The sequence below is a fragment of the Pseudooceanicola aestuarii genome (assembly GCF_010614805.1).
GTDB classification, from domain to species: Bacteria; Pseudomonadota; Alphaproteobacteria; order Rhodobacterales; family Rhodobacteraceae; genus Pseudooceanicola; species Pseudooceanicola aestuarii.
The window spans coordinates 1,733,686-1,760,054 of record NZ_JAAFZC010000001.1; the positions used below are offsets into that span (position 1 = coordinate 1,733,686).

Annotated in this window: 28 protein-coding genes; 14 read left to right on the forward strand and 14 right to left on the reverse strand. The window is 67.2% G+C overall.

What is annotated here, in order from left to right:
- Positions 1 to 11: 11 nt before the first annotated feature.
- The 3 genes from G5A46_RS08285 to ubiA all read right to left on the reverse strand — a co-directional run bounded on the left by G5A46_RS08285 (position 12) and on the right by ubiA (position 3,327).
- Positions 12 to 341 (reverse strand): hypothetical protein, encoded by a 330-nt coding sequence (locus G5A46_RS08285; protein WP_163848949.1) that lies wholly within the window; start codon positions 339 to 341, stop codon positions 12 to 14.
- Complete coding sequence (locus tag G5A46_RS08290) at positions 328 to 2,301, reverse strand: OmpA family protein (RefSeq protein ID WP_163849943.1); 1,974 nt, start codon at positions 2,299 to 2,301, stop codon at positions 328 to 330. Before G5A46_RS08290 ends, G5A46_RS08285 begins: the two co-directional genes overlap by 14 nt.
- Positions 2,302 to 2,364: 63 nt before the next feature.
- On the reverse strand, positions 2,365 to 3,327 hold the full coding sequence (gene ubiA / locus G5A46_RS08295; protein ID WP_163848950.1) for a 4-hydroxybenzoate octaprenyltransferase: 963 nt from the start codon (positions 3,325 to 3,327) through the stop codon (positions 2,365 to 2,367).
- Positions 3,328 to 3,338: 11 nt separating this feature from the next.
- Here ubiA and G5A46_RS08300 point away from each other — a divergent pair, with 11 nt between their 5' ends.
- The 3 genes from G5A46_RS08300 to G5A46_RS08310 all read left to right on the forward strand — a co-directional run bounded on the left by G5A46_RS08300 (position 3,339) and on the right by G5A46_RS08310 (position 6,039).
- Positions 3,339 to 4,061 carry a 16S rRNA (uracil(1498)-N(3))-methyltransferase gene (locus G5A46_RS08300; RefSeq protein ID WP_163848951.1) on the forward strand — a complete coding sequence of 241 codons (723 nt, stop codon included), beginning with the start codon at positions 3,339 to 3,341 and terminating at the stop codon, positions 4,059 to 4,061.
- A complete protein-coding gene (locus G5A46_RS08305) occupies positions 4,058 to 4,582 on the forward strand; it encodes a hypothetical protein (RefSeq protein ID WP_163848952.1) in 525 nt (174 codons plus the stop codon). Before G5A46_RS08300 ends, G5A46_RS08305 begins: the two co-directional genes overlap by 4 nt.
- 86 nt (positions 4,583 to 4,668) lie before the next feature.
- Positions 4,669 to 6,039: a glutamate--cysteine ligase gene (locus G5A46_RS08310; RefSeq protein WP_163848953.1), complete on the forward strand. Its 1,371-nt coding sequence runs from the start codon at positions 4,669 to 4,671 to the stop codon at positions 6,037 to 6,039.
- A gap of 70 nt (positions 6,040 to 6,109) precedes the next feature.
- Here the strand turns inward: G5A46_RS08310 and G5A46_RS08315 are convergent, their stop codons facing one another.
- The 7 genes from G5A46_RS08315 to G5A46_RS08345 form a co-directional block, all read right to left on the reverse strand.
- Entirely contained in the window at positions 6,110 to 6,703 is a 594-nt protein-coding gene (locus G5A46_RS08315; protein ID WP_163848954.1) for a GbsR/MarR family transcriptional regulator, read from the reverse strand.
- Between the two features lie 66 nt (positions 6,704 to 6,769).
- Positions 6,770 to 7,378: a glycerol-3-phosphate 1-O-acyltransferase PlsY gene (gene plsY / locus G5A46_RS08320; RefSeq protein WP_163848955.1), complete on the reverse strand. Its 609-nt coding sequence runs from the start codon at positions 7,376 to 7,378 to the stop codon at positions 6,770 to 6,772.
- Positions 7,375 to 8,658: a dihydroorotase gene (gene pyrC / locus G5A46_RS08325; RefSeq protein ID WP_163848956.1), complete on the reverse strand. Its 1,284-nt coding sequence runs from the start codon at positions 8,656 to 8,658 to the stop codon at positions 7,375 to 7,377. Before pyrC ends, plsY begins: the two co-directional genes overlap by 4 nt.
- Positions 8,659 to 8,759: 101 nt before the next feature.
- Entirely contained in the window at positions 8,760 to 9,317 is a 558-nt protein-coding gene (locus G5A46_RS08330; protein WP_163848957.1) for a hypothetical protein, read from the reverse strand.
- Entirely contained in the window at positions 9,314 to 9,913 is a 600-nt protein-coding gene (locus G5A46_RS08335; RefSeq protein WP_239520672.1) for an aspartate carbamoyltransferase catalytic subunit, read from the reverse strand. The genes G5A46_RS08330 and G5A46_RS08335 overlap by 4 nt, the downstream gene beginning before the upstream one ends.
- A 76-nt stretch (positions 9,914 to 9,989) precedes the next feature.
- Complete coding sequence (locus G5A46_RS08340) at positions 9,990 to 10,250, reverse strand: hypothetical protein (protein WP_163848958.1); 261 nt, start codon at positions 10,248 to 10,250, stop codon at positions 9,990 to 9,992.
- On the reverse strand, positions 10,247 to 11,191 hold the full coding sequence (locus tag G5A46_RS08345; RefSeq protein ID WP_163848959.1) for an aspartate carbamoyltransferase catalytic subunit: 945 nt from the start codon (positions 11,189 to 11,191) through the stop codon (positions 10,247 to 10,249). Before G5A46_RS08345 ends, G5A46_RS08340 begins: the two co-directional genes overlap by 4 nt.
- A 96-nt stretch (positions 11,192 to 11,287) precedes the next feature.
- Here G5A46_RS08345 and G5A46_RS08350 point away from each other — a divergent pair, with 96 nt between their 5' ends.
- The 4 genes from G5A46_RS08350 to G5A46_RS08365 all read left to right on the forward strand — a co-directional run bounded on the left by G5A46_RS08350 (position 11,288) and on the right by G5A46_RS08365 (position 17,746).
- Entirely contained in the window at positions 11,288 to 12,070 is a 783-nt protein-coding gene (locus G5A46_RS08350) for a uracil-DNA glycosylase (protein ID WP_163848960.1), read from the forward strand.
- Positions 12,071 to 12,188: 118 nt separating this feature from the next.
- On the forward strand, positions 12,189 to 12,719 hold the full coding sequence (gene moaB, locus G5A46_RS08355) for a molybdenum cofactor biosynthesis protein B (protein ID WP_163848961.1): 531 nt from the start codon (positions 12,189 to 12,191) through the stop codon (positions 12,717 to 12,719).
- A 151-nt stretch (positions 12,720 to 12,870) separates the two neighbouring features.
- Positions 12,871 to 14,334: an efflux RND transporter periplasmic adaptor subunit gene (locus G5A46_RS08360; protein WP_163848962.1), complete on the forward strand. Its 1,464-nt coding sequence runs from the start codon at positions 12,871 to 12,873 to the stop codon at positions 14,332 to 14,334.
- A 4-nt stretch (positions 14,335 to 14,338) separates the two neighbouring features.
- On the forward strand, positions 14,339 to 17,746 hold the full coding sequence (locus G5A46_RS08365) for an efflux RND transporter permease subunit (RefSeq protein ID WP_163848963.1): 3,408 nt from the start codon (positions 14,339 to 14,341) through the stop codon (positions 17,744 to 17,746).
- Positions 17,747 to 17,795: 49 nt separating this feature from the next.
- Here G5A46_RS08365 and G5A46_RS08370 read toward each other — a convergent pair whose 3' ends face one another.
- Positions 17,796 to 18,626 (reverse strand): protein-disulfide reductase DsbD domain-containing protein, encoded by an 831-nt coding sequence (locus tag G5A46_RS08370; RefSeq protein ID WP_239520675.1) that lies wholly within the window; start codon positions 18,624 to 18,626, stop codon positions 17,796 to 17,798.
- 148 nt (positions 18,627 to 18,774) lie between these two features.
- Here G5A46_RS08370 and G5A46_RS08375 point away from each other — a divergent pair, with 148 nt between their 5' ends.
- Positions 18,775 to 19,338 (forward strand): YqgE/AlgH family protein, encoded by a 564-nt coding sequence (locus tag G5A46_RS08375; protein WP_275585263.1) that lies wholly within the window; start codon positions 18,775 to 18,777, stop codon positions 19,336 to 19,338.
- A gap of 38 nt (positions 19,339 to 19,376) precedes the next feature.
- Here G5A46_RS08375 and G5A46_RS08380 read toward each other — a convergent pair whose 3' ends face one another.
- Positions 19,377 to 20,324, reverse strand: a complete 948-nt coding sequence (locus G5A46_RS08380) for an L-threonylcarbamoyladenylate synthase (protein WP_163848965.1) — start codon at positions 20,322 to 20,324, stop codon at positions 19,377 to 19,379.
- Between the two features lie 119 nt (positions 20,325 to 20,443).
- Between G5A46_RS08380 and G5A46_RS08385 the strand changes: the two genes are divergently transcribed.
- From G5A46_RS08385 to G5A46_RS08405, 5 genes are all read left to right on the forward strand, one after another.
- Positions 20,444 to 22,174, forward strand: coding sequence for an acyl-CoA dehydrogenase family protein (locus G5A46_RS08385; RefSeq protein ID WP_163848966.1), 1,731 nt, complete (start codon positions 20,444 to 20,446; stop codon positions 22,172 to 22,174).
- A 68-nt stretch (positions 22,175 to 22,242) separates the two neighbouring features.
- Entirely contained in the window at positions 22,243 to 23,262 is a 1,020-nt protein-coding gene (locus G5A46_RS08390; protein ID WP_239520858.1) for an MBL fold metallo-hydrolase, read from the forward strand.
- Positions 23,263 to 23,271: 9 nt separating this feature from the next.
- Complete coding sequence (locus G5A46_RS08395) at positions 23,272 to 23,739, forward strand: DUF6173 family protein (RefSeq protein WP_163848967.1); 468 nt, start codon at positions 23,272 to 23,274, stop codon at positions 23,737 to 23,739.
- A 70-nt stretch (positions 23,740 to 23,809) separates the two neighbouring features.
- Entirely contained in the window at positions 23,810 to 23,944 is a 135-nt protein-coding gene (locus G5A46_RS08400) for an aa3-type cytochrome c oxidase subunit IV (RefSeq protein WP_163848968.1), read from the forward strand.
- A 47-nt stretch (positions 23,945 to 23,991) separates the two neighbouring features.
- Positions 23,992 to 24,597, forward strand: a complete 606-nt coding sequence (locus tag G5A46_RS08405; protein WP_163848969.1) for a hypothetical protein — start codon at positions 23,992 to 23,994, stop codon at positions 24,595 to 24,597.
- Positions 24,598 to 24,623: 26 nt separating this feature from the next.
- Here the strand turns inward: G5A46_RS08405 and G5A46_RS08410 are convergent, their stop codons facing one another.
- Together G5A46_RS08410 and G5A46_RS08415 are read right to left on the reverse strand one after the other, a co-directional pair.
- Positions 24,624 to 24,950: an AzlD domain-containing protein gene (locus G5A46_RS08410; protein ID WP_163848970.1), complete on the reverse strand. Its 327-nt coding sequence runs from the start codon at positions 24,948 to 24,950 to the stop codon at positions 24,624 to 24,626.
- Positions 24,947 to 25,651 carry an AzlC family ABC transporter permease gene (locus G5A46_RS08415; protein WP_163848971.1) on the reverse strand — a complete coding sequence of 235 codons (705 nt, stop codon included), beginning with the start codon at positions 25,649 to 25,651 and terminating at the stop codon, positions 24,947 to 24,949. The genes G5A46_RS08410 and G5A46_RS08415 overlap by 4 nt, the downstream gene beginning before the upstream one ends.
- A 55-nt stretch (positions 25,652 to 25,706) precedes the next feature.
- Here G5A46_RS08415 and mobA point away from each other — a divergent pair, with 55 nt between their 5' ends.
- Positions 25,707 to 26,357: a molybdenum cofactor guanylyltransferase MobA gene (gene mobA / locus G5A46_RS08420; RefSeq protein ID WP_163848972.1), complete on the forward strand. Its 651-nt coding sequence runs from the start codon at positions 25,707 to 25,709 to the stop codon at positions 26,355 to 26,357.
- Positions 26,358 to 26,369 lie beyond the last annotated feature (12 nt).

The following is a 26,369-nucleotide window of genomic DNA, read 5'->3' on the forward strand; positions in this document are numbered from 1 at the left end:
CCGCAGCCCGCTCACTGGGCGGCGTGAACCCGTTCGATATAGGCGCGCAGGTCTTCGGCCTCGTGCCGGGCCTCGCGCAGGCCGTCCATCGCGGCGGAGAGTTCCGCCTCTGTCTGAGACAATTGGTTGGTCAGTTCCGCTTCGCGCTGCTGAAGATAGGTGATCGCCTGATCGCGGGTCTCTTCGGCGTCGTGCAATTCCTGGGCCATGCGCTCCAGCTCTCCGATGTCGGATTTCGACACGCGGGTAAAGCGGTGGATCAGCCAATAGGCGAACCAGCCCATGCAGAAGGCGACGAACAGGATGATCGCCGTGGCAATGATAAACTCAGTTCTGTTCATCCGTCGCGTCTCCAGAGCTTGCGGCCTCCCCGGACGGATCGGCAGCATCTCCTTCTGCGACAGATTGCGCGGGGCTTGCAAGTTCGGTTTCGACGTCATCGTCCGTGGCGGCGCCGTCCGCATCTGCTTCGGCGCCTTCCACAGCAGTGGTCTCCGCCCCGATCAGGGAGAATTCGATGCGGCGATTTGCCTCCCGGCCCTCCTCCGTGCCATTGTCGGCGATCGGGGTCTCTTCGCCGTAGCCACGCGCGGTATAGGCGGCGGTCAGGACCCGGCGCATCCGCAATTCGTTCAGCACGGTCTGGGCGCGAGCCTGGGACAATTGCTGGTTCATCTCCTCGCGGCCCTGGCTGTCGGTATGGCCCGAGATTTCAAGCGGGATCTCACCGCAGGTCTTCAACACGTCGGCGATGTCATCCATCACACCCCGGCTGTCGGCGGTGATCGTGGCCTTGCCCGGTTCGAAATAAATCTTCCGACCTGTCTGGATCTCGGTCAGCTGGGCCAGGCATTCCTCCGGCGTCGGGATGGCGGCCAGAGGGTCCAGTTTTTCGCGGTAGACCACGTCGATGGCGAAATCTTCCTTCTCCCCCAGTTTGGCGGACAGCAGGCGCGCGATCTCGGAACCGGCCAGCTCGCGGCCGGTTTCGCCGCGCACCGACACGGCGTCCGGCGTCACGGTCACCGCGCCATTGCTGAGCCATGACAGCGATTCCAGCCCGGCCAGCACGCGCACCGGCCAGTCGTCGGGCAGATCCGTGTCCAGCCGGGCGGCGGCGTGAACCGTGTCGCTGCCGAACTTGGCGCGGGCATAGCTGATGGTGGCGGCGCGCAGCACCTCGTCCGAGACACGGCCACGCAATTGCACCAGCCCCTCCGGCGACAGGGTCGCGGCGAATTCCGGCGGTCCCTGTTCTTCGGCATCGGGGGTTTCTGGCAGCACGGCGTGCAGGGCAAAGACGTCGGGCAGGTTGTTCTCCAGCTCTCCCACCACCTGGTCGAAGGTGCCGCGATCGGCGCCCTCGACCGCGACCAGCGAAATATCGGCGTCGGAAAAGGTGACAGAGCCGTCGCCGATCCGACCCAGCCCCCGGATCGCCATGTCGGCGGCGGCAGCCCAGTCCGGCGTCGGCACACCCAGCCCCAGGACGCAATCGGCGGCGCCTTCCAGGTGGGTGTCGCGCGCGGCGGCCACGATGGTTTCCCGCGCCTCGGCTGTATCGGCGGAACAGGCGTCGAACCGCCCGGTCCCGTCTTCGATCAGGTAGCGCAGGGTAAAGGGGGTGACCACGGGACGCGGCGCGGAGATGTCCAGCGTCAGGGTCAGGCTGTCGGGGGCGGATTTCTTCAGCCGCGCCTCCAGCCGGCCCTTGGCGGCCATGCTGTCGGTCATCGCGACGATGGAGACGGTGCCGGCATCCATGGAGATCTTGGACCGTGGCACGTCGCGCAAGGCCAGAACCGAGAAGTCCAGCGCCCGGCGCCAGCCTTCGGGTCGGTCGTAATCGGCGGTTTGCAGCAGGTCGCTGACCTCCTCCACGCCGGGCAGGCCCGAAAAGCGGTCGATCAGGGCTTCCCGGTTCGTGACCAGCGGGATCAGCCCGGTCAGGCTGAGTTCCTCGTCATTGCGCAGCATTTCGATGGAGAATCGCGGCGGGGCGATATCTTCGGCGGCGGCGACACCCATCCGGTCGATCACGCGGGCGGCGTCGACCACCCGGCCGGCCATGGTGCGTGCCTGAAAGCGGATCGCCTCACTGGGGGCGGTGCCGGTGAGAATCACCTGCAACCCGTCGGCCTCTACTTCTGCCCAGCCCAGCCCGTCCTGGTCCAGCTCTGTCCGGACGCCGGTTTCGGAGGAGCGTTCGATCAGCGAAACCGCGAATCCGGCCGCGACCAGGCTGGTCACCGCCGCCACGGTAAAGGCCCCGGCAAGAATGAAGACCGAAGACAGACGCATCATGCAAGCTCCGCTTTTGTTGTCCCGGACCAAGTCTCTAAGGCGCAGCGCCCCACATGGCAATCAGAGCAGGAAGGCTACGGCGAAAAACGGCAGGGGCAACAGGCCCGCATCGCGGTTTGACCGAAACAGGCGCAGCAGCAGGGGGTGGTCCTCGGCGTCGAACCGGCGCAACTGCCACAGCATGTGCCAGCCCATCGCCCAGGGCCCGGCCAGCGCGACCACAAGGGCCAGCGGGCTGCCCTGGGCCTGCACCGCGCCGACTACCGCCAGCCCGAACAGCGCCACGCTGCACACCAGGAACCCGGACAGCCAGCGGGGACTGGCCTCTCCGAACAGGCGCGCGGTGGATTTCACCCCGATCAGGGCGTCGTCCTCGGCGTCCTGGTGGGCATAGACCGTGTCGTAGAACAGGGTCCAGACGATGCCGGCGACATAGAGAACTATGGCGGGCCAGCCCAGAGAATTGCCATGCGCCGCCCAGGCCAGCAGCGCGCCCCAGTTGAACGCCAGCCCCAGGAAGATCTGCGGCCACCAGGTGAACCGCTTGGCAAAGGGATAGATCGCCACCGGGAGTAGCGACAACACGCCCAGCCCGATCGCTACGGGCGGAAAGGTCAGCAAAATCAACAGCGACACCAGCGCCTGCGCCGCCATCCAGGCCAGCGCGCCCTTGACGCTGACGGCCCCTGACGGGATTGGGCGGGACCGGGTGCGCGCCACGGATCCGTCGATGTCGCGGTCGGTGATGTCGTTCCAGGTGCAGCCCGCGCCCCGCATCAGGAAGGCGCCGATGCCGCAGCCGGCAAAGATCCAGGCATCGAACCAGGCCGCGCGCCCGTCCGACAGCATCGCCAGCGCCAGGCCCCACCAGCACGGCAGCAGCAGCAGCCAGGTGCCGATCGGCCGGTCGGCCCGCGACAGGCGCAGGTAGGGACGGGTGGCGGCGGGGGCCAGGCGGTCCACCCAATTGCCTTGGACGGCGTCGGCCACCTGTCCCTCTGGCGTCTGCTGCGGGCCGGTCATATGTTTCCCTCATGAGCAATGTAAAAGTCAGGCTACATGTAGATCACCCGCTGGGGCCGGGGCAAACCGTTCCGCTGGAGCGGGACCAGGCGCATTACCTTTTCGGGGTGATGCGGTTGGCCACCGGCGGCGCGGTCGCCCTGTTCAACGGGCGCGACGGGGAATGGCGGGCCGAGGTCACGCAGGCGGGCAAGCGCGGTGGGGAACTGGCCTGTGCCGAACAGACCGCACCGCAGCGCGACCCGCCGGACCTGTGGCTGCTGTTCGCCCCGATCAAGAAGGCGCGCACCGATTTCATTGTCGAGAAGGCGGCCGAGATGGGGGCCGCGCGGATCCTGCCGGTGCAGACCGATTTCACCAATTCCGAGCGGATCCGCCGCGACCGGCTTCAGGCCCATGCGGTGGAAGCAGCGGAACAATGCGGCGGCACCTACGTGCCCGAGGTGGCGGAGCTGGCGCCGCTGGACCGCCTGCTGGCCGGCTGGCCTGCCGGGCGCCGCCTGATGTTCTGTGACGAGGCCCTTGCGGGAGAGGACGCCGCCCTGCGCGGCGAACCCGGCCCCTGGGCCATCCTGATCGGGCCGGAGGGCGGATTTTCGCCGGCTGAACGCCAGCGCCTGCGCGGGTTGGATTTTGCCACGCCGGTCGCGCTGGGCCCGCGCATCCTGCGGGCCGATACGGCGGCGGTGGCCGCGATGACCCTGTGGCAACAGGCATTGGGAGATTGGTCATGAGCTTTGTCCGCCCCGAGGCGCGCGCCGCCCTGATGAAATGGCGCGAGGCGCTGGCGGGGGGCGTGGTGGCGCTTCTGGGGCTGTACTGGACGCTGGGCAGCTTTGGCCTGCTGCGCTGGATCGGCGCCGTGCTGCTGCTGGTCGCCGGCGCGCTGATCGTGGCGGGGGTGCAGCGGGCGCGGTTTCGCACCGATGGCGGCGGACCTGGCGTGGTCCGCGTGGACGAGGGGCAGATCGCCTATTTCGGCCCGCTCGATGGGGGCGTCGTGGCGCTGAGCGAGGTCAGCCGACTGGCGGTCGATCCCTCTGCATACCCGCCCGGCTGGTCGCTGTCGCAGGCGGGCCAGCCGGACCTGTTCATCCCCTTCAACGCCGAGGGCAGCGAAGCCCTGTTCGACGTCTTCGCAGCGTTGCCCGGCCTGAAGACGGAGACCCTGCTGACCCATATGCAGCGCTACCGGGAGCGCCCGCCCCCTCACACCATCGTGATCTGGGAGCGTGCCGCCCTGCGTCTGCACTGATGCCGAGGCGGCTGTGCATTGACACGCCGAACAATTCCAATAATGCCTTGGGGTTCATGTTCTGCTGACCGAGAAAAGAGGCCCCAATGTCCATACCCCAAACCGGCGGCGGGCCGATCGAACGGTACGAACAACTTGCCGAATATCTGGAAGACGGCTGCAAGCCCGTGTCCGACTGGCGCATCGGGACAGAGCATGAAAAGTTCGGCTATTGCCGCGACACGTTGAAACCCATCCCCTATGCGGGCGAACGTTCGGTCCTGGCGGTGCTGGAAGGGCTGCGCGACGGCCACGGCTGGGCCCCGCTGGAGGAAGACGGCCGTCTGATCGGACTGACCAAGGACGGCGCCAATGTCTCGCTTGAGCCGGGCGGGCAGCTGGAACTCTCCGGCGCGCCGCTGGAGACGATTCACGAGACCTGCGACGAGGTGAACGCCCACCTGCGTGACGTGAAGGACATCGCCGACAAGGTCGGTGTGGGCTTCATCGGGCTGGGCGCCGCGCCGCATTGGCTGCATGACGACATGCCGCTGATGCCCAAGGGCCGGTACAAGCTGATGGACGGTTACATGCAACGCGTCGGCACCACCGGACGGGTCATGATGCGCCGCACCTGCACGGTTCAGGTGAACCTCGACTTCGGGTCGGAGGCGGACATGGTCCAGAAGATGCGCGTGGCGCTGGCGCTGCAACCCGTGGCCACCGCGCTGTTCGCCAATTCGCCGTTCTTCGAGGGCAAGCCCAACGGGCTGAAAAGCTATCGCAGCCGCGTCTGGCGCGATCTGGACGGTGACCGTACCGGCACGTTGCCTTTCGTGTTCGAGGATGGGTTCGGCTTTGACCGCTGGGTCGATTACGCGCTGGATGTGCCGATGTACTTCGTCTACCGCGATGGGGTCTACATCGATGCGCTGGGCCAGTCCTTCCGCGATTTCCTGAAGGGCGAATTGCCGGCCCTGCCCGGCGAGAAGCCGACCCTGTCGGACTGGGCCGATCATCTGACCACGATCTTCCCCGAGGCACGGCTGAAAAAATTCATCGAGATGCGCGGCGCCGATGGGGGGCCGTGGCGGCGGCTGTGCGCGCTGCCGGCGTTCTGGGTCGGGCTGATGTATGATCAGGGCGCGCTGGATGCCGCATGGGACGTGGCCCGCCGGTTCACGCCCGCGCAGCGCGACGAGATGCGCATCGCAGCCGCAGATCACGGCTTGCAGGCGCGGATCGACGATATCAACATGCACGATCTGGCCCGCGAGGTTCTGGACATCGCGGAGGCCGGGTTGAAGGCCCGCGCCCGTCCCGGCGCCCAGGGCCTGATCCCGGACGAGACGCATTTCCTGAACGCCCTGCGCGAAAGCGTCGAGTCCGGCAAGGTGCCCGCGGATGAGCTGATGGACCGGTACAACAGCGCATGGGATCACGACGTGACGCGGGTGTTCGGCGAATACAGCTACTGATCCGGCGTCGCGCCGTCAGGCAGGGCCAAGCGGTACGGAACAGGATACAGGGCGGCGCGCGGGCGGCGCCCTATTTCTTTTTCTTCTTTCCGGTTTTCTTGCCGCCATCGCCTTCTCCGGCCGCGCCGTCGTCTTCGGCGCCTTCATCTGTGCCCAGCACATCGATCAGCAACCCGCCGTCCAGCACCGCGCGCCGTTCGGCGGCCGTCAGGGCCATGGTCTGGGCCAGAAGGCGGTCGACCTCATCCAGCGCGTCGTGCCAATCGGTCATGCGTAACGCCACGGGGCCGGGAGTGCCGTCCTGCGCGGCCTCGTCCTTCAGCTTGGCCAGCGCGGCCAGGGTCGGGTGCAGGTCACGCGCGCGCCGGTGGTCGGTGATCGCGCGGGTCAGGGCGTTCATGTCGCGGATCGTGGTAAACCAATCGCGCCGGTCGCCCAGCTGCCGGTTGGCGCGAATGACCTTCCAGCCCTGCAATTCGCGCAACCCGGTAGAGACGTTGGACCGCGCCAGCGACAGGGTGGTGCTGATTTCTTCGGCAGTCAGCGGGTCGGACGCCACGTGCAACAGGGCAAAGATCTGTGCGACGGACCTATTCATCCCCCAACGCGGGCCCATTTCACCACAATGCAGGATGAAATTCTGCATGGAGGGGGTCAAATCCATCTCAAACTCCTAAAAAAATATGCGTAACGGGCATAGCAGACAAAATGGTCCTGCCCCAGTCAAAGGTTATTTGCCGCCGATTCTGGGCTCTGTCCCGGCCAGCAGGCGGCGGATATTGGTCGCGTGTCGCCAGAAGATCAGAAGTGCCAGCGCCGCGCACAGGGCGGCCACCTCCGCCCGGCCCAGCAGCACCGCCCAGATCGGGGTAGAGGCGGCTGCAACCAGCGCCGACAGCGAGGAGATGCGCATCAGCGCCGCCACCACCGCCCAGGTGGCGCAGGCGGCCAGCCCAAGCGGCCAGGCCAATGCCAGCAACGTGCCCAGGTAGGTCGCGACCCCTTTGCCCCCGGCGAACCGCAGCCAGACCGGAAAGCAATGGCCCAGGAACGCGGCGAACCCGGCCAGTTGTGCGGCATCCTCGCCAGCCAGCGCGCGGGCGATCAGCACCGCCGCCGCGCCTTTGCCCGCATCGGTGATCAGGGTCAGCAGCGCCGCCAGCTTGTTGCCGGTGCGCAAGACGTTGGTGGCACCGATATTGCCCGATCCGATCTGTCGAAGGTCGCCCAGTCCGAAAACCCGTGCCATCACGATGCCGAAGGGGACCGATCCCAGCAAATAGCCCGCCACCGCCCAGAACAGCAGCAGCACGGGCGGGGTGACGAGATCGGGGGTCACAGCGGCTCTCCATGGATCTGGGTTCCGGCGACAAAGGTCGCGCGCACGCGTCCCTGCATCCGGGCACCGTCAAAGGGGGTGTTCTTGGATTTCGACTGTAGCGCAAAGCGATCCAGCACAAAGGGCGCATCGGGGTCGAACAGCACCAGGTCCGCCGGCGCGCCGGGGGCGATCCGTCCGCTGTCCAGCCCCAGCCGGCGGGCCGGGTTCAGGGACAATGCGCGCCACAGTTGCGCCAGCTCGATATCGCCCGCATGGACCAGCCGCAGCGCGGCGGGCAGCAATGTTTCCAGTCCCACGGCGCCGGATGCGGCCTGTTCATAGGGCAGGCGTTTGCTTTCCTCGTCCTGTGGCGTGTGCATGGAGGAGATGATGTCGATCAGCCCGCTGGCCACCGCCTCCACCACCGCGCGGCGGTCGTCTTCGGAGCGCAGCGGCGGCTTGACCTTGAAGAACGTTCGGTAATCGGCGACGTCGAATTCGTTCAGCGTGAGGTGATGGATCGACACGCCCGCCGTGACGTCCAGCCCGTTGCGCTTGGCCCGTTCGAAGGCGGGCAGGGCGCGGGCGGTGGTGATCTGGTCGAAGTGGTAGCGCACGCCCGTCATCTCGATCAGGGCGATGTCGCGGTCCAGGGCCATGCGCTCTGCCATCGGTGTGACCGACGGCAGGCCCTTGAGAGCGGCGAACTTGCCCGAGGTGGCGCAGGCCCCCGCCGACAGGCCCGGCTCCTGCGGGTGTCCGATGACCAGCGCGTCGCGGGCGCGGGCATAGGTCAGGGCGCGCGACAGCACCTTGGTATCCGTGATCACCTGGTCGCAATCGGTGAAAGCCACGGCACCCGCGTCGCGCAGGAACCCGATCTCCGTCATTTCGCGGCCGGCACGCGCCTTGGTCAGGGCGGCCATGGGCAGCACGCGCACCGGCGTTGCCTCCCGCGCGCGGCGGGCGATGAATTCCAGCGTCTCGGGCGTGTCAATGGGCGACAGCGTGTCGGGGCGGGTGGCGATGGTGGTTACGCCGCCCGCCGCCGCCGCGCGGCCGGCGGTGCCAAAGCTCTCCTTATGCCGTTCGCCCGGCTCTCCGACCTTGACGCCGATATCCACGATACCGGGCGCCAGGTGCAGCCCGCGGCAATCATGGGTCGTGTCGGCGCCTTGCAGATCGGCTTCGGCCCCGGCGGCGACGATCCGCCCCTCGGCCATCAGCAGGGCACCGGGTTCGACGGTTCCCGCCTCGGGATCGACAAGCATCAGGTTCTTGAGAAGCGTGGTGGTCATTCTGGCATCCCCGTTCGTTGCCCGCCTTGTAGCAGATCGGGCGGCGGGGTGAATCGCCGATTTCGATGCGTCCGGGCGGCGGGGTGATCCAACGGGGCGGCTTATTGGACGATGGCGTAGATCGTGGCCAGGATCGCCAGCAGCACGGCGGTGCCCAGCACCACGGCGGCCGTCCAGCCCCGGCGCCGTGGCGCTGGCGCCGGGGGCGCCGGCGTCGTGGCCAGACGGTCGCGGGCGCTGTCGCTGACCAGCGGTTCCATCGTGCTGTTGCCGCGCGCGGCGGGATAGCGGCCGATGAATTGCAAGGTGCGGGGCGGGTCGAGGGTCAGATCCCGGGTTCCGGCGGCGCTGCCCTGCAACAGGACCACCGGCGCGCTCAGTGCGTCCAGCCGGGCCCGGTCGCGGGCCACGGCGTCCTCCTGCAATCCCAGCCCGTCGGTCAGGTAGCCGGACAGGCCCAGACCGGCCAGATCGGCGGGATGCACCACCTCCACCGCGTCGGGGGTCAGATCAGAGAGGCCCAGCACCTCCGCTACCGTGGCGCTGGCCCGACCGTTCAGGGGCGGTGCCTCGCGCAGGGGGGCCAGGACGTCGGCCTCAGGGTCGGTGGCGAAGACAAAAGTGGCATCGCGGTCGGCGGGGCGGATGGTCAGGGTCATGGGGTCGGCTGCTCCGTCTGAGTGCTGTGGGCGGGCGGGCTTTCGGCGGACGACGCGCGCAGGTCGCGCATCAGACGATAGACCCTGTCGCCGTCCTCTATCCTTTCGAACCCGACAGGCACCGCGCGGGTTCCATTCCGTCCGCGTTGGCTGCGGGTGGCGAAGTGGATTGTCGCGGGTGGGCCGGGCACCAGGCTCAGCCGGGTTGTGGCACGCAGATCGTAGCTGTCCAGCCGGCGCCCGCGCAGGGGCATGTCCGTCGCGATGAAGGCCCGCCGGTCGGTCAGGGTGTACCAGGTATGCCGCCGCCGCCAGGCGGGGAACAGGATCGGCCCCAGGGCCACGGCCAGCCCTGCGGTGAAGTGGATCAGGCCGAACATCCAGAACAGCCCGCCCGCGCCGGAGGCCAGCACCATCCAGAACAGCGCAAAGCCGGAAAAGGCCAGCCCGAAGGGCAGGGCGATCAGCGCGCCGGGGCCAAAGCCCAGCCCGCCGCGTGGCCGGCCTTGCCACAGGATGCGTTCGTTAGGGGCGAGGATACCCTCCCAGCCGTCGACCTGCGGTTCCGCCATGGGTTTGCCCTGCCGTTGCGTCACCGGGTCATCCTGTCACCCCGTGCCCCGGTTTGACCAGTGCAAAGCGCGGATTGCGAGGACGGGGAGAGCCTGCGGGTCAGGCGATCCAGACGACGACGGCCACCAGCGCGAACAGCAACAGCAGGACGATGGTGGCCACCCGCCCCATCATCGCCGCTTCCGAGGGTGCGGCGCGGCGCGGTTTGTCGTTTGCGTTCGTCTGTTCAGTTATTTCTGCATTGTCTGAACCTGCGGTCGTTTCTGATATGACGGAACCGTCCGTCATGTCGGAATGGTCAGTCATTTCGGAATGAGCGGTCTTTTTCGGGTGCGCCGGCTTTTTCGAAATCTCCGTCATGCCGCTGCCCGCCGGGTCTTCAGATTGCGGGCCAGAAGGTCCATCGCGGCCATGCGCACGGCCACGCCCATTTCCACCTGGTCCTGGATGACCGATCGGTTGATGTCATCGGCCAGGGTGCCGTCGATCTCCACCCCGCGGTTCATCGGGCCGGGATGCATGACGATGGCGTCGGGCTTGGCAAAGGACAGTTTCTCCGCATCCAGCCCGTAGCGGTGGTAATATTCCCGCTCCGAGGGGATGAAGCCGCCGTCCATCCGCTCCTTCTGGAGGCGCAGCATCATCACCACGTCGACATCGCGCAGCCCTTCCTCCATGTCTTCGTAGACCTCGCAACCGAATTCGGCGAACTGGCCGGGGATCAGGGTCGGCGGGCCGACCAGACGCAGGCGGTTCTCCATCTTGCCCAGCAGGATCAGGTTGGACCGGGCGACACGGGAATGGGCGACGTCGCCGCAGATGGCGATGGACAGGCGGTGCAACCGTCCCTTGGCGCGTCGGATCGTCAGCGCGTCCAGCAGCGCCTGCGTGGGGTGTTCGTGGCGCCCGTCCCCGGCATTCAGCACGGCACAATTCACCTTTTGCGCCAACAGGTCCACGGCGCCGGAATGAGGGTGGCGGACGACCAGAAGATCGGGATGCATCGCGTTGATCGTCATGGCCGTGTCGATCAGGGTTTCGCCCTTCTTGATCGAGGATGCCTGCATCGCCATGTTCATCACATCAGCGCCCAACCGTTTGCCCGCAAGTTCGAAACTGGCCTGCGTGCGGGTCGAATTTTCGAAAAACATGTTCACCTGGGTCAGGCCACGCAGGGCATCGCCGTGCTTGTGCTCGGCGCGATTCAGTTCGGCGTAGCTGTCGGCAAGGTCCAGTAGGGCGGTGATTTCGGTGGGGGCGAGGGGCTCGATTCCCAGAAGGTGGTCCTGCTGAAAGGTCATGATGGCGACTCCGCTGATTGCGGGGGTTATAGGCGCGGGGGCGCCGGGGTCACAAGCGCGCTTCCGCCCGCCGGGGAGGACGCGTAGATTGCCGCCATGGAATCGTTCGAGCAATGGCATCTGGATCGCGCCCTGCTGGCCTGGCAGGTTGAACTGGGCGTCGACGAATGCATCGTCGATGCGCCCGTGGACCGGTTTGCGCTGAACCCCGCGCCGCAGGGCCGCCGGGGCGCCCCGGCCAGCCCGGCCACCGCGGTGGAGCAGCCAAGGGCCGATCCGGTCGCGCTGGCCCGGCAGGCCGCGCAAGGGGTGGAGACGCTGGACCAGCTGCGCGCCGCCATCGCCGGCTTTGAGCATTGCGAGCTGAAGCGCGGGGCGCAGAACCTGGTCTTTGCCGACGGCCATCCGCAGGCGCGCCTGATGGTTCTGGGCGAAGCGCCGGGCCGGGATGAGGACAAGATCGGCCGCCCCTTCGTTGGCCGGGCCGGGCAATTGCTGGACCGGATGATGGGCGCCATCGGGCTGGATCGCACGGCAGAGGTGCCGGAGCGGGGCGTCTACATCACCAATGTCCTGCCCTGGCGCCCGCCGCGAAACCGCGACCCGGAACCGGCCGAGATCGCCATGATGCTGCCGTTTGTCGAACGTCACGTGGCGCTGGTGGATCCGGACGTGATCCTGCTGATGGGCAATATCTCGTGTCAGGCGGCACTGGGCAAACGCGGCATCCTGAAGCTGCGTGGCCAATGGGCGGAGGCCTTCGGCAAACCCGCCTTGCCGATGACCCACCCGGCCTACCTGTTGCGCCAACCCCAGGCCAAGCGCGCCGCCTGGGCGGATCTGCTGGAGGCGCAGGCCAAGCTGGAGGCCGGGAGATGAACCTGCACCGCCCGCCGCAGAACCCGCTCCGGGCCTCGACCCTGTCCATTCGCAGGCAATGCGACGGCCAGGGCGCCCTCCGCCCCCTGCGGCAGGCCCTTCCAAAACGGAGCTGACGATGACCGATCGCCCCTTCATCCCCGTGCGCATCGCGGTGCTGACCCTCTCGGACACGCGGACGCTGGCAGACGACCGCTCCGGTGACACGCTGGTGGCGCGGATTGCGCAGGCCGGTCACCTGCTGGCCGATCGCGACCTGCTACCCGACGACCGGGCCGCCATTGCCGCGCGGCTGCGGGCGTGGATCGCGGATGACGGCGTGGATGTCGTCATCTCGACCGGGGGAACGGGGCTGACCGGGCACGACGTGACCGTTGAGGCCCATCGCGATGTCTACGAAAAGGAGATCGACGCCTTCGGCACTGTCTTCACCCATGTTTCCATGGCCAAGATCGGCACCTCTGCCGTGCAAAGCCGCGCCACCGGCGGGGTGGCGGGCGGCACCTATCTGTTCGCGCTGCCCGGCAGTACCGGTGCCTGCAAGGACGCCTGGGACGAGATCCTGGTGAAGCAGCTGGATTATCGCCACATGCCCTGCAATTTCGTGGAAATCATGCCGCGCCTGGACGAACATCTGCGCCGCAAGTGATCGCCCCGCCGCCGGCCATGTGAAAATTCGAACGTGCGGCAAAAAAATCCGGTGGAAATCGCGGGAACGGGCGTAACAGCCTTGTGGCTTGGCTTTGCCACGGCGGGGCACGATACTTCGTTGTCAGTTTCAAGGATCGACTGGACCCCAAATGCGTTTTCTGCGGCTTAGCTTGACCGGGCTATTTCTTCTTTCCGTCACCCTCGGGCTGCTGGTCTACGCCGGGTCACTCGTCTCTTCGGCGATCAACACCTGGCTGACGGACGAACCATCGATGCCGCGCGCCCGCGAACGGGTCTTCGCGGTCAAGGTGGAGGAGGCCACCCCGCGCGAGGTCACGCCCGTCCTGACCGTCTTTGGCGAGGTTCAGAGCCGGCGCACCCTGGAAATCCGCGCCGCCGCCGGCGGTACCATCATCGGGCTGGCCGACAGTTTCGAGGAAGGCGGCACCGTCTCCGAGGGCCAGGTGCTTGCCCGCGTCGATCCCGCCGATGCCGATGCCGCGCTGTCCCGTGCCGGTGCCGACCTGGCGGATGCGCAGGCCAATCGCCGCGATGCCGCCCGCGCGGTGGAGATCGCCCGCGACACCCTGACCGCCGCCGAGGACCAGGCCGGCCTGCGCGACCGGGCGTTCAGGCGGCAGCAGGATCTGCGCGACCGGGGCGTGGGGACCGAAGCCGCGGTGGAGACGGCGGAACTGGCGGCCGCCTCGGCTCGGCAGGCGGTGCTGGCGGCGCGCAATGCGTTGGCGGCGGCGGAAACCCGTGTGGATCAGGCCGAAACCACCCTGACCCGCGCCAGGCTGGCGCGGGACGAGGCGCGGCGCCGCGTCGATGACATGGTGATCCGCGCGAAATTCGACGGCACCCTGTCGGGCGTCGCAGTGGTCGAGGGGCGGCGCGTTTCGGCCAATGAAAAGCTGGCCGATCTGGTCGATGGCGCCGCGCTGGAAGTCGCATTCCGGGTCTCTACGCCGCAATATTCCCGCCTGATCGACCGCGATGGCACCCTTCGTCCTGCGGATGTGGAGGTCACGCTGGATGTGCTGGGCGCGTCGCTGACCACCACCGGCACGATCAGCCGCGATGGCGCGGCGGTGGGCGAAGGGCAGACCGGGCGGCTGCTGCTGGCCCGTCTGGACGCCGCACGCGGGCTGAAGCCCGGAGATTTCGTCACAATCCGCGTGCGGGAGGAGCCCCTTGCCGGGGTGGTCCGGTTGCCTGCCTCGGCCCTGGATGCCGAGGGCACGGTGTTGGTGATCGGCGCCGACAGCCGGCTGGAGACGCTGCCCGTCACGCTGGTCCGGCGGCAGGGCGACGACGTGCTGGTGCGGGGGCCTGCGGTGCATGGACGGTCGGTGGTCACGCAACGCTCTCCGCTGCTGGGCGACGGCATCAGGGTCAAGCCGCTGGGGCCCCGACCCGAGACGGCGCAGACCCCCGCCGCCCCCGCGATGGTGGAGCTGAGCGCCGAACGCCGCGCCCGACTGGTCGCCTTTGTTCAGGAAAACAAACGTCTCCCGGACGCGATGCGCACCCGCATCCTGGCCCAGCTGGAACAGCCCAGCGTCCCCGCGCAGGTGGTGGAACGGCTGGAATCCCGGATGGGAGGGTGACCAGATGACCCGCCCCATCCCCCAGGCCGCCGGCGGGCTGCTGTCCTATTTCACCCGCCACCGCACGGCGGCGAACCTGCTGCTGGTGATCTTGCTGGTCGCAGGGCTGGCCGCTGTTCCACGGATGCGGGCGCAGTTCTTTCCCGACGTGGTGGTGGATGATGTCGATGTCTCCGTCATCTGGGAAGGGGCCGGGGCAGAGGATATCGACACCGCCATCGTGCAGCTGCTGGAACCTGCCCTTCTGGCGGTGGAGGGTGTGGAAAGCAGTATCGCCAATTCCCGCGAAGGGCGCGCCTCCATCCGGTTGGAATTCGAACCCGGATGGGACATGTCGCGCGCCGGTGACGATGTGCAGACGGCGGTCGATGCCATCACCACCCTGCCGGTGGAGGCCGAAGACCCGGAGGTCCGGCGCGGCGGCTGGCGCGACCGGGTGACGGACGTGGTACTGACCGGTCCGGTGGGCGTCGATCAACTGGCCCGGTTCGCGGATGAATTCGTCACCCGCCTGTTCGCGGAGGGCGTCACCCGCACCACCATTCGCGGTGTCGCGGCGCCCGAAACGGTGATCGAGGTACCTTCGTTGAACCTGATCGCCCACGAAGTCACCATGCAGGAGATCGCCCTGGCCATCGCCGCAGAGGTCGACGCCGATCCCGCCGGCGACGTCACCGGCGCCAATGCCCGTGTGCGCACGGGCCGGGAAAAACGCTCGGCCGATGAGATTGCGGGGATCGTTCTGCGGTCCAATCCCGATGGCTCTGCCCTGACGGTGGGCGATGTGGCCCGCATCCGGGTGGAGGGCGTCGATCGCACCCGTGGCTATTTTGTCGGGGAGAACCCGGCGATTTCCGTCCGGGTGGACCGATCCGACCAGGGCGATGCGATCAAGATCCAGCGCCAGGTGGAGGACGTCGCCGCGCAGATGGAGGGTACTCTGCCGGAAGGCACCTCCATTGATCTGATCCGCACCCGGGCGGAGGCGATCACCGGGCGGTTGAACATCCTGGTGGACAATGGCGCGACGGGCCTGTTGCTGGTGGTGGCACTGCTGTTCCTGTTCCTGAACGCGCGCACGGCGTTCTGGGTGGCGGCGGGCATCCCGGCCTCCATGTTGTCGGCGATCGCGCTGATGTACGTGGCCGGACTGACGATCAACATGATCTCTCTGTTCGCGCTGATCATCACGCTGGGGATCGTGGTCGATGACGCCATCGTGGTCGGCGAACATGCCGATGCGCGGGTGCGCAAGCTGCGCGAAACCCCGGTGCAGGCGGCTGAGAACGCGGCCCGGCGCATGGCGCTTCCGGTATTTTCGGCCACGCTGACCACGGTGATCGCCTTTTTCGGACTGACGGCGATCGGCGGACGGTTCGGGGACATGATCCAGGACATCCCGTTTACCGTGATCGTGGTGCTGTTGGCGTCGCTGGTGGAGTGTTTCCTCATCCTGCCGAACCACATGAGCCACGCGCTGGCACATTCCGACAAGGACCATTGGTACGACGCACCCTCGCGGGTGGTGAACAGGGGCTTTGTCTGGATGCGGCATCGCTTGTTCCGACCGTTCATGGCCGGGGTGATCCGGGCGCGCTACCCGGTGCTGGCCGGGGTGGTGGTGATCTTTGCCAGCCAGGCGGCGCTGTTCATCCGGGGTGACGTGCAATGGCGGTTCTTCAACTCGCCGGAACGCGGATCGGTCACCGGCAACTTCATGATGGCACCCGGCGCCACGCGCGATGACACCATGGCGCAGATGCGGGAGATGCAGCGCGCGGCGCAGGAGGTCGCGGCCCGATACGAGGCAGAGCACGGGCGCAACCCTCTGGATTACGTGATCGCCGAGTTCGGCGGCAATTCCGGGCGCAGCCTTGCGGGGGCCGAGACGAAGGATGCCGATCTGCTTGGCTCCATCGCGATCGAGCTGATCGACCCGGACCTGCGCCCCTATTCATCCTTCGCCTTTGTCGCGGATTTGCAGCAGGCGGTCGTGCAGCATCCGCTGGCGGAAGAGGTCTCCTTTCGCGGCTGGCGGTCGGGGCCGGGGGGCGACGCGCTGGATGTTCAATTCTACGGGGCGGAAGCCGAGACGCTGAAGGCCGTGTCGGAGCGGCTGAAAGAAGACCTGCTGCGCTTCGCCGAAGTTTCGGCGGTGGAGGACAACCTGTCCTACGACAAGGAGGAACTGATCCTCGACCTGACGCCGCAGGGCCAGGCTCTGGGCTTTACCATCGATATGCTTGGCCAGGTGCTGCGCCACCGGCTGAACGGGGTCGAGGCGGCGACCTATCCCGATGGCCCCCGGTCTGCCACCATCCGGGTGGAACTGCCGGAGGACGAGCTGACCGCCGATTTCCTGGAACGCACCATGCTGCGCACGCCGCAGGGGGCCTATGTGCCGCTGGCCGATATCGTGCAGGTGGACCGCCGCACCGGGTTCTCCACCGTGCGGCGCGAGAACGGTTTGCGGTTGATTTCTGTCACCGGTGATATCTCGGAGGACGATCCCGCCCGCGCGGAAGAGATCATGAAGGTGCTGGAGGACGATATCCTGCCCACCATTGCCTCGGAATTCCAGGTGGAATGGCGCCTGTCCGGCCTGGCCGAGCAGGAGGGCGATTTCCTGTCCGACGCCACCACCGGCCTGGTGTTGGTGCTGACCGGGATCTACCTGGTGCTTTCCTGGGTCTTCTCCAGCTGGACCCGGCCGGTGGTGGTGATGGCGATCATCCCCTTCGGGCTGGTCGGCACGATCTACGGCCATGCGCTGTGGGAGGTGCCGCTGTCGATGTTCACGGTGGTCGGACTGCTGGGCATGACTGGCATCATCATCAACGATTCCATCGTCCTGGTGACGACGATCGACGAATATGCCGAAGATCGCGGCCTGTTCCCGTCGATCATCGACGGTGCGGCTGACCGGTTGCGGCCCGTGATGCTGACCACCATGACCACCGTGCTGGGGCTGGCGCCGCTGCTGTATGAACGCTCCTCGCAGGCGCAGTTCCTGAAACCGACAGTGATCACGCTGGTTTACGGGCTGGGCTTTGGCATGGTGCTGGTGCTGCTGGTCGTCCCGGCGCTGATGGCGATGCAGCATGACGTGGCGCGGATGATCGGCGCGTTCCGGCGCAGCCTGCGGACGCGGCGGGCCGGAGGGATCCGGGCGGTCGGCTGGCTGGGCCTGGGGGGGATGCTGGCCTGGCTGGGCCTGACCATGGGCCATGTGCTGCTGCGTGGGGAGCTGTTTGCGCCGCTGGCCGCGCTGCTGCCCGGCGGTGGGGCGGAGGCCGGCATGGGGGTGGCGCTGCTGCTGTTCGTGACGGGAATGGCGGTCGTGTCACTGGTGCTATATGGCGTCAGCGCACTGTCCCATGCGCTGAGACGCCGGTCCCCCCGCGGCGTCTGACGGGGCAGGCCGCTGGCAAGCGCGCCGACGCAGGCCGTTTGCCCCGTGATCAGGAGCGGTCGCAGCCCGAGATCTCGATCGCGCGTTCGGCGGTCAGGATGGTCACCGTTACGGCAGATCGGTCGAAGGCAAAGACCCCGCCGCCCGCATGCGTCATCTCCACCTGCGCCACCAGGTCCCCCCCCTGGCGGGCGGTTTTCGTGGGGGTGACCCAGATTGCCGGATCCGCCATTTCGACCACGGCGGTCTCCCCCCGGCCCTGCGGTGGCACGCTGACCCGCGCCTCAACGGTGACGGAGCCGTCGCGACCCGGCGCGATGCTGCATCGGGTGGCGGTCACCCCGGCCTCCGCACCCGTATAGGGGCGCTGTGCCATGGCCGACACGATCTGCGGGCTGCGCGCGCGCTGGTCGGCGGGCAGGGTGGCCTGCACCTGGATCTGTAGCGGAACGCACACCGTCTCACAGATGCCCAGGTCGATACGTGCCTGCAATTCCACGTCTTTTCCGCTCCGCCCCGGATCGACCACCAGCGGCAGGATCACCCGGTGTTTGTACCCGATGGATTGCAACCCGTTCTGATCAAACACGACCGGACGTGGCCAGACGACGCGCAGATCGGACAGGTTGCGCGACCCGGACCAATCGAATTGTGGCGGGATGCCACCCTCGCCGGGGCTGCGCCAATAGGTCTTCCAGCCCTCGGCCAAGGTCAACTCCAGCCCGGCGACATGGCTGCCATCGGCATTGCGCCAGCCGGGCAGAAGCCGGGCATGCAGATGGTCGGCATAGGGGTTCGTCTGCGCGCAGGCGGCGCTGGAACCAAGGATAAGGGCCAAGACGGCAGAGCGGAACAGAAACATGCCAATCAATTGCGTCAACTTGCGCTGAAATCCAAGTCACAAGGCGGCGAGGGCGCCCCCGCCCAAGGCGATGTTCGCGCGGACAAGTATCGCGTCGGTTGCATGTGATGCAATCCAACGTCATGGTGGTGGTGAACAGATACAGGCATTCCGAGTTACTCCTTTGATTGATCTCTCTGATCTGACTGGAAAGATATTGATCGCGATGCCGGGCCTGCCCGATGACAGGTTCGCGCATTCGGTGATTCTGATCTGTGCCCATTCCGACGAAGGGGCGATGGGGCTGATGATCAACAAGCCTGTAGGCGGGATGCAATTCGCCGATCTGTTGCAGCAGCTGGACCTGCCCCCCGGACCGCAAAGCAGCGTGACCACCGTGCGGACCGGCGGCCCGGTGGAGGGGGAGCGCGGGTTCGTCGTGCATAGCGACGATTACAGCTCTCCCATCTCTTCCATGCAGATCGCGCCGGGGTTGGCGATGACCGCTACCCTGGACGTGATCGAGGACATCGCGATCGGCGACGGGCCGGACCGGGCGTTGGTCATGCTTGGATATTGCGGCTGGGGCGCCGGTCAGCTGGAGGGGGAGATCGCACAGAACGGCTGGCTGTTGGGCCCGTCGGATTGCGATCTGATTTTTGCCGAGGACGATGCCGCCAAATGGAACGGGGCGCTGAAGGCGCAGGGGATCGATGCGCTCAGCCTGTCATCTTCGGCCGGCACAGCCTGAGAGTTTCACCGGTCGCGAGGCGCGAAACGGCCCCGTGGTCAGCCGCGCGGTGCGGCGGCGCGGCGCAGGCGGTCGTTGATCGCCACGCCCAGGCCGTGATCGGGGATCGGCGCCACGGCGATGCCCGGCGCACCGCGCGCGTCCAGCCGTCGCAGCATGTCAAAGAGATTGGCCGCCGCTTCCTCAAGCCGACCATCGGGGGAGAGGTTCAGATCCGCAACCCCGGCGCCGAACCCCAGCATCACCTCCCCCCCGCGCGCGCTGCGCGCGTTCAGCCGCACCGGCGCGTCGGGCGCGTAGTGCGATGCCAGCATTCCCGGCGCCGTGATGCCGCCCGATGGATCCGGCAGCTGCGGGATGAACCCGGCCGCGCGCAGCATCTCGGCGGTCAGGCTGCCGGGACGCAGGATCGTGACATCGGCGCCGTCGCCGGGCGCCAGAATCGTGGATTCGACACCGATCCCGCAGGTTCCGCCATCCAGAACCGCCGCGATCCGGTCGCCCAGATCCCCGGCTACATGGCTGGCACGGGTGGGAGAGATCCGGCCCGACCGGTTGGCTGACGGTGCGGCGACGGCCCGGCCCAGCCGTTGCAGGATTGCGCGGGCGGCGGGGTGGGCAGGCATCCGCAGCGCCAGCGTGTCCAGCCCGGCGGTCACCAGCGATGACACAGCCGCCCCGTCGCGCCGGGGCAGGACCAGCGTCATCGGCCCCGGCCACCACAGATGGGCCAGCCGTCGCGCGGCGGGGGTGAAATTGGCCAGCGCCTCGGCCATCGGCAGATCGGCGACATGGGCGATCAGAGGGTTGAAACTGGGCCGCCCCTTGGCCGCGTAGATGGCGGCCACAGCTTCGCCGTTGGCGGCGTCGGCGGCCAGCCCGTAGACCGTCTCGGTCGGGATGGCGACAAGGGCGCCCTGCGCCAGCAATCGGGCTGCGGCGGCATGGCCTGTGGCATCGTCGTTCAAAAGGCGGAGCTGGGACATCGAGTCGTGACGCGGCGTTCGGGTTGATGGTGCCCGCCGGACATCTAGGCTATGCAGGCGGAACCTTCGCAATAAGGCCAAGCGCCGCAGTTGTTAAGGACTTTCAGGAGGAGATACTCATGGCTTTCCGGGCACCCGTTTCCGAATTCACCTTTCTGTGCGAACATGTTGTCGATTTCGACAAGGTCGCCGCGACCGAGATGTTCGCGGAGGCGACACCGGACACGGTGGAGGCCGTGCTGACCGAAGTCGGCCGCCTGTCGGAGGAGGTCTTTGCGCCGCTGCAACGCAACGGCGACCTGGATCCGGCCCGGCTGGAGAACGGCGTGGTGCGCACGTCCCGGGGATTCGCCGAAGGGTTCCGCGCCTTTGCCGACGGTGGCTGGATGGGCCTGTCGGGGCCTGCGGAATACGGCGGCATGGGCCTGCCGATCACCCTGACCTCGGCCCTGAACGATATGCTCAGCGCCTCCTGCCTGTCGCTGGGACTGAACCCGCTGCTGACGCAAGGCCAGATCGAGGCGCTGGAACATCACGCCAATGACGAGATGAAGGCACTGTATCTTCCCAAGTTGCTGAGCGGCGAGTGGACCGGCACGATGAACCTGACGGAGCCGCAGGCCGGGTCCGATGTCGGCGCCCTGCGCTCGCGCGCGGAGCCGAAGGGCGATGGCACTTATGCCATCTCCGGTCAGAAGATCTTCATCTCCTGGGGGGACCATGATTTCGGCGGCAATGTTTGCCATGCCGTGCTGGCCCGGCTGCCCGACGCCGCGCCCGGAACGCGGGGGATCAGCCTGTTCATGGTGCCGAAATACCTGGTGAACCCGGACGGGTCGCTGGGCGATGCGAATTCACTGCGCGTCGTCTCGCTGGAACACAAGCTGGGTCTGCACGGCTCCCCCACCTGTGTCATGGAATATGACGGCGCCACCGGCTGGCTGATCGGGGAGGAGCACAAGGGCATGGCGGCGATGTTCACCATGATGAACAACGCCCGCCTGAACGTCGGTATCCAGGGTGTCGGCGTGGCAGAAGGCGCCTACCAGGCGGCGCTGGCCTATGCGTCGGACCGCAAGCAGGGTCGCACGCCGCTGGAGGGGAAGCCGGGCGGTACGGGCAGCATCGTGGACCATGCCGACGTGCGCCGGATGCTGGCCACGATGAAGGCCGATGTCTTCGCCTCCCGCGCGATCGCATTGGCCTGCGCCGTGGCGCTGGACATGCAGAAGGCCACGGGCGAAGCCGAATGGTCCGCCCGCGCCGCTTTCCTGACCCCGATTGCCAAGGCGTTCGGGACGGAAACCGGGATTTGCGTCGCAGAAACCGGGCTACAGGTCCATGGCGGCATGGGCTTCATCGAGGAGACAGGCGCCGCGCAATACAGCCGCGACGTGCGCGTGACCTCCATCTACGAAGGCACCAATGGCATCCAGGCGATGGATCTGGTGGCGCGCAAGATGATGGACGGCGGGGAGATGGCCTATGCCCTGCTGGACGAGATCGAGACCTGCGCCGAACAGGCCCGCGACCGGATGCCCGAACTGGGTGAACCCGTCTGGCAGGCAACCGAAACGCTGCGCGAGGCGACGGAATGGATGGTCGCCCAGGGCGATCTGAATGACCGTTTCGCCGGCTCCATGCCCTACCTGATGGGCTTTGCCCGCGTGCTGGGCGGCTATTACCACCTGAAGGCCGCGATGGCGGAGGCCGAAACCGATGGCCCGCGCACCCGCCTGGCCCGGTTCTACATCAAGCGCCTGCTGCCTCAGCATCAAAGCTACCTGGCGGAGGCCGTGGAAGGCGCCGCCGACCTCTATGCCCTGAGCGTGGAGGAGTTGAGCGCGTGAGTGTGACGGAGGCAGAGACAGGGCGCAGCGCCGCAACGTCGCGGGCGGGCGCCCCGGCCTCCGGCAAGATCCACTACCCCTGGGAGGGCCATCCCGGCCCCGATCAGGCGGTGGAGGTCGCACCGGGCGTGCTGTGGCTGCGGTTGCCGCTGCCCATGGCGCTGGATCATGTGAACGTCTACGCGCTGGACGACGGCGACGGCTGGACGCTGGTCGATACAGGAACCTACACCAAGGCGTCGGTGGCATTGTGGGAAACGCTGTTGGCCGGACCGCTGGGCGGGCGTCCGGTGCGCCGTGTGCTGCTGACCCATCACCATCCCGATCACGTCGGCATGGCAGGCTGGTTCATGACCCATCACGGGGCGGAGCTGATCACCTCGCGCACCGCATGGCTGACGGCCCGGATGCTGGTGCTGGACGAGGAAAAGCTGCCCTCGCCCCAGGCCGAAACCTTCTGGCGCCGCGCCGGCATGCCGGAGGACCGCCTGCGCGCACGGATGGCGCAACGCCCGTTCAACTTCGTCGATATCGTGCATCCCATCCCCGTTGGCTATACTCGCCTGGTCGAGGGTGACAGCATCCGCATCGGCGGCCGGGACTGGGATGTGCGCATGGGCAACGGCCATGCACCGGAACATGTCACCCTGTGGTCGCGCGACGACAACCTGGTGCTGGGCGGCGATCAGTTGCTGCCCTCCATCAGTCCGAATGTCGGGGTGCAACCCTCCGAACCGGAGGCCGATCCCCTGGCAGATTGGCTGGAGGCCTGCGAGCGCCTGTCCGGCCCTGCACGGGAGGATCAGCTGGTGCTGGGCGGGCACAAGCTGCCCTTTACCGGCCTGCCCAAGCGGATGCACCAGCTGATCGAAAACCACCACGGCGCCCTGGCTCGGCTGCGCGATTTCATCGCCACGCCCCGCACCGCGGTAGAATGTTTCCCGCCGCTGTTCAAACGCAAGATTGACGACGGCACCTATGGGCTGGCACTGGTCGAGGCGGTGGCCCATCTCAACCACCTGCATCAGGCCGGCGCGGCCACCCGGACCTTGCGGGACGATGGCGCCTACCTGTGGCACAGCATTTGAGGGGACGACATGGACGACAGGATTGCAACCAGCGCAGAGGCGGCTGAAAACGCGGTCCTGCCGCGCCGTCACGAGGTGATCGCCGATCCCGACGCGCAACCCTTGGGGCCGCTGCCCGACCACATCACCACCAAGCCGGTGAAGTCGAAAAGCCCGGCGGAATGGGCCTACGAACGGCTGATCCTCTACATCCAGAAGTTCGAGGAGACCCTGGACGCCGAACACGAGGTCGCCATGGGCTTCGCCGGCGGCGAACTCGGCATCCTTCGGATCGAGGGGATGGGCTATTTCGACCCCGATATCGTCACCTTCCACGGGCGCGACCCGGCCGGGGCGAAAACCCAGCTGGTGCAGCATGTCAGCCAGCTGTCCGTGATGCTGCGGGCCCTGCCCAAGCGGCCGGAAGCGCCCCAGGCGCGGCGCATCGGGTTCCGGCTGGTCGAGGATCTGGAAAACTCCACCCCGCGCGAAACCTGATGGCGTGACAGGGGCTGCAAAACCCGGTATTCCGCATCACAGATTGACAAGCATACACGAGGTTCGCGCGATGGCCGATCACAAGCACGGTGAAATGGATACCACGGTTCAGGAAAAGACCTTTGACGGGTTCATCAAGGTGGCAACCTGGACGGCCGCTCTTTCGATTGGCGTTCTGGTGTTCCTCGCCCTGTTCAACACCTGAGCCCGCGCGGCTGACCTGCTCCTTCCGGGGTGGCAACGGAGAGACCCATGATCAGGATGATCCTCGTGATCGCCGCACTGACCGGATTGGCCGGTTGTGCGGCAGCGCCGGGCGGGGGCACGGATGCCTTTGTCGGCGGACCGCAGCAATCCGTCGTGGCGCGGGGAAGCTATACCCATTCCGGCCCGCCGGCCCTGACCCTGATCACGGTGCGCAACAACCGCACCGGTTTTGGCGCCCATACCGCGCTGCTGATCAATGCCGGCGAGCGGGTGATTTTTGATCCCGCAGGCTCCTTCCACCACGAAGAGATCGAGCGGCGCGGCGATGTGCTGATCGGCATCGATCCGGCCTTCTGGCAGGGGTTCAAGTCGATGCACGCCCGGGCGACCCATCACGTCGTTACCCAGCGGATCGAGGTATCCCCCGCCGTGGCCGCCCGCGCGCTGGAGCTGGCCTATGCAAGGGGAGAGGTCGCCGCTGCCCATTGCGCCCACAGCACCGGCAATATTCTGCGGCAGCTGCCTGGCTTTTCCGGTATCGATGTCGGATATTATCCCAATGATCTGGCAGAACAATTCGAACGGATCACCGGCGCGCCGCAAGTGCCCTTCTACGAAAATTTCACCCCTCAGGGCGCGGTCGCGTCCTGAGACTTCGCCGCTGACGCGCCCAGCGGTCAGCCCACCAGGTAGAGCAGCCCGAACAGGGTGACCGCGCCGCACAGGATCGCGGTCAGCGTCTGCCGGGTCAGCAGGCCCACGACCAGCGTGACCACCGCCGCACCGAATCGCGGCACGTCGAATTCCCCGCCTGTGGCGGAGGGCCAGACCACCAGCGGCGCCACCAGCGCGGGCAGGATGGCCACGGCGGTGAACCGAAGGTGGCGCAGCAGCCATTCCGGCAAGGGGCGGTCGCCGACCAGCCCGATGAAGACAAAGCGCAGCCCGAAGCTGCCCACCGCCAGCGCGGCGATCACGTACCACAGTTCGGGACGTTCGATCATTTTCGGGCCTCCATCCGTTGTTCGACCTGCGCCCCGGCGATCATCCCCGCCAGGCCGGACAGGATCAGGCCGAAATTGTATGGCACCCATGTCAGGCAGAGCGATGCGGCAACCGCCACGCCACAGGCGACGAGGTGCGCAGGCGTGGTCAGCATCGGCGCGATCATCGCAAGGAAGGTGATCGGCAGCGCGAAGTCCAGCGCCAGCCCTTGCGGGATAGCGTTGCCCACCAGTGCTCCCAACACGGTAAAGCCATACCACGGGATGCAGCACAGGGTCGCCACCCCGAAGAAATACGCGACGCGCTGGCCGGTGGTCCACTCGGGATGGTCCGGATAGGCCCGCATGGAGGTGGCAAAGGTCTGATCCACGAGGAAATAGGCCAGAAAGCCCCGCTGCCACATCGGCGCGTCGCCGACATAGGGGGTCAGCGTGGCGGAATACATCGCCATGCGCAGGTTCACCGCCAGCGCCGACAACAGTGCAATCACCGCCGGGGCGTTTTCCGTCAGCAATTGCAGGGCGGTAAACTGCGCGGCGCCTGCGATGACAGCTACGGAAAACAGCAATGTTTCCAGAACGTTCAGGCCAGCCTCGGTCGCGACGACGCCGAACAGCATGGCAAAGGGCCCCACCACCAGCAGGAAGGGCGCGCCGTCCCGCACGCCCATGAAAAAGATCTTCTTGTTGGTGGAACGCATCGCGGGATGCCTCTAATCTGGTCAGCAAAGCAGACCTACCCCGCGCCCTTCGGAGATGCAATTGACCGCAGGCCCCAGTCCCGCAGACCCGCTTTTGCCCCCCGGCAGGCCCCCGCCCGGACTGATTCTGGCAGGAGGCCGGGGGCTGCGCCTGGGCGGGGTGGACAAGGCCCTGCTGCCACTGGGAGACGGCGTGGTGCTTGACGCCGTCCTGGATCGTCTGCGGCCGCAGGTCGGGGCGATGGCCCTGGGGGCGAACGGCGATCCGCAACGGTTCGCGGGGCGTGACCTTCCGATGTTGGCAGATGCGGATGGCGGTGGCGTGGGGCCGTTGGCGGGGGTTCTGGCCGGGCTGGATTGGGCGGCTGGGCAGGGGGCGGAGTCGCTGATCACCGTGGCGGTGGACACGCCGTTCTTTCCCGCCGACCTGGTGGCCCGGCTGTCGGCGGGGGCGACGCCCGAATTGCCGCTGGTCCTGGCCGAGACGCCGGATGGCCGCCTGCACCCGACATTCGGCCTGTGGCCGGTGGCCCGACGGGAGGCGCTGCGCGGCTGGCTGGCGCAAGGCGGGCGCAGACTGGGCGGCTGGGCGGCGGAGCAGGGGGCGGTGCCGGTTCGCTTTCCTGACGCGGCGGCGTTCTTCAACATCAATCGGCCCGATGATCTGAGCCGGGCGCAGACGCTCATGGATGGGCTTCGGGCGTAGCGGCGGAGCGCC

Coding starts and splice junctions, on each gene's coding strand:
- G5A46_RS08285 (WP_163848949.1), bottom strand. CDS start 341: ATGAACAGAACTGAGTTTATCATTGCCACGGCGATCATCCTGTTCGTC.
- G5A46_RS08290 (WP_163849943.1), bottom strand. CDS start 2,301: ATGCGTCTGTCTTCGGTCTTCATTCTTGCCGGGGCCTTTACCGTGGCG.
- ubiA (WP_163848950.1), bottom strand. CDS start 3,327: ATGACCGGCCCGCAGCAGACGCCAGAGGGACAGGTGGCCGACGCCGTC.
- G5A46_RS08300 (WP_163848951.1), top strand. CDS start 3,339: ATGAGCAATGTAAAAGTCAGGCTACATGTAGATCACCCGCTGGGGCCG.
- G5A46_RS08305 (WP_163848952.1), top strand. CDS start 4,058: ATGAGCTTTGTCCGCCCCGAGGCGCGCGCCGCCCTGATGAAATGGCGC.
- G5A46_RS08310 (WP_163848953.1), top strand. CDS start 4,669: ATGTCCATACCCCAAACCGGCGGCGGGCCGATCGAACGGTACGAACAA.
- G5A46_RS08315 (WP_163848954.1), bottom strand. CDS start 6,703: ATGGATTTGACCCCCTCCATGCAGAATTTCATCCTGCATTGTGGTGAA.
- pyrC (WP_163848956.1), bottom strand. CDS start 8,658: ATGACCACCACGCTTCTCAAGAACCTGATGCTTGTCGATCCCGAGGCG.
- G5A46_RS08330 (WP_163848957.1), bottom strand. CDS start 9,317: ATGACCCTGACCATCCGCCCCGCCGACCGCGATGCCACTTTTGTCTTC.
- G5A46_RS08340 (WP_163848958.1), bottom strand. CDS start 10,250: ATGACGGAGATTTCGAAAAAGCCGGCGCACCCGAAAAAGACCGCTCAT.
- G5A46_RS08345 (WP_163848959.1), bottom strand. CDS start 11,191: ATGACCTTTCAGCAGGACCACCTTCTGGGAATCGAGCCCCTCGCCCCC.
- G5A46_RS08350 (WP_163848960.1), top strand. CDS start 11,288: ATGGAATCGTTCGAGCAATGGCATCTGGATCGCGCCCTGCTGGCCTGG.
- moaB (WP_163848961.1), top strand. CDS start 12,189: ATGACCGATCGCCCCTTCATCCCCGTGCGCATCGCGGTGCTGACCCTC.
- G5A46_RS08360 (WP_163848962.1), top strand. CDS start 12,871: ATGCGTTTTCTGCGGCTTAGCTTGACCGGGCTATTTCTTCTTTCCGTC.
- G5A46_RS08365 (WP_163848963.1), top strand. CDS start 14,339: ATGACCCGCCCCATCCCCCAGGCCGCCGGCGGGCTGCTGTCCTATTTC.
- G5A46_RS08380 (WP_163848965.1), bottom strand. CDS start 20,324: ATGTCCCAGCTCCGCCTTTTGAACGACGATGCCACAGGCCATGCCGCC.
- G5A46_RS08385 (WP_163848966.1), top strand. CDS start 20,444: ATGGCTTTCCGGGCACCCGTTTCCGAATTCACCTTTCTGTGCGAACAT.
- G5A46_RS08395 (WP_163848967.1), top strand. CDS start 23,272: ATGGACGACAGGATTGCAACCAGCGCAGAGGCGGCTGAAAACGCGGTC.
- G5A46_RS08400 (WP_163848968.1), top strand. CDS start 23,810: ATGGCCGATCACAAGCACGGTGAAATGGATACCACGGTTCAGGAAAAG.
- G5A46_RS08405 (WP_163848969.1), top strand. CDS start 23,992: ATGATCAGGATGATCCTCGTGATCGCCGCACTGACCGGATTGGCCGGT.
- G5A46_RS08410 (WP_163848970.1), bottom strand. CDS start 24,950: ATGATCGAACGTCCCGAACTGTGGTACGTGATCGCCGCGCTGGCGGTG.
- G5A46_RS08415 (WP_163848971.1), bottom strand. CDS start 25,651: ATGCGTTCCACCAACAAGAAGATCTTTTTCATGGGCGTGCGGGACGGC.
- mobA (WP_163848972.1), top strand. CDS start 25,707: ATGCAATTGACCGCAGGCCCCAGTCCCGCAGACCCGCTTTTGCCCCCC.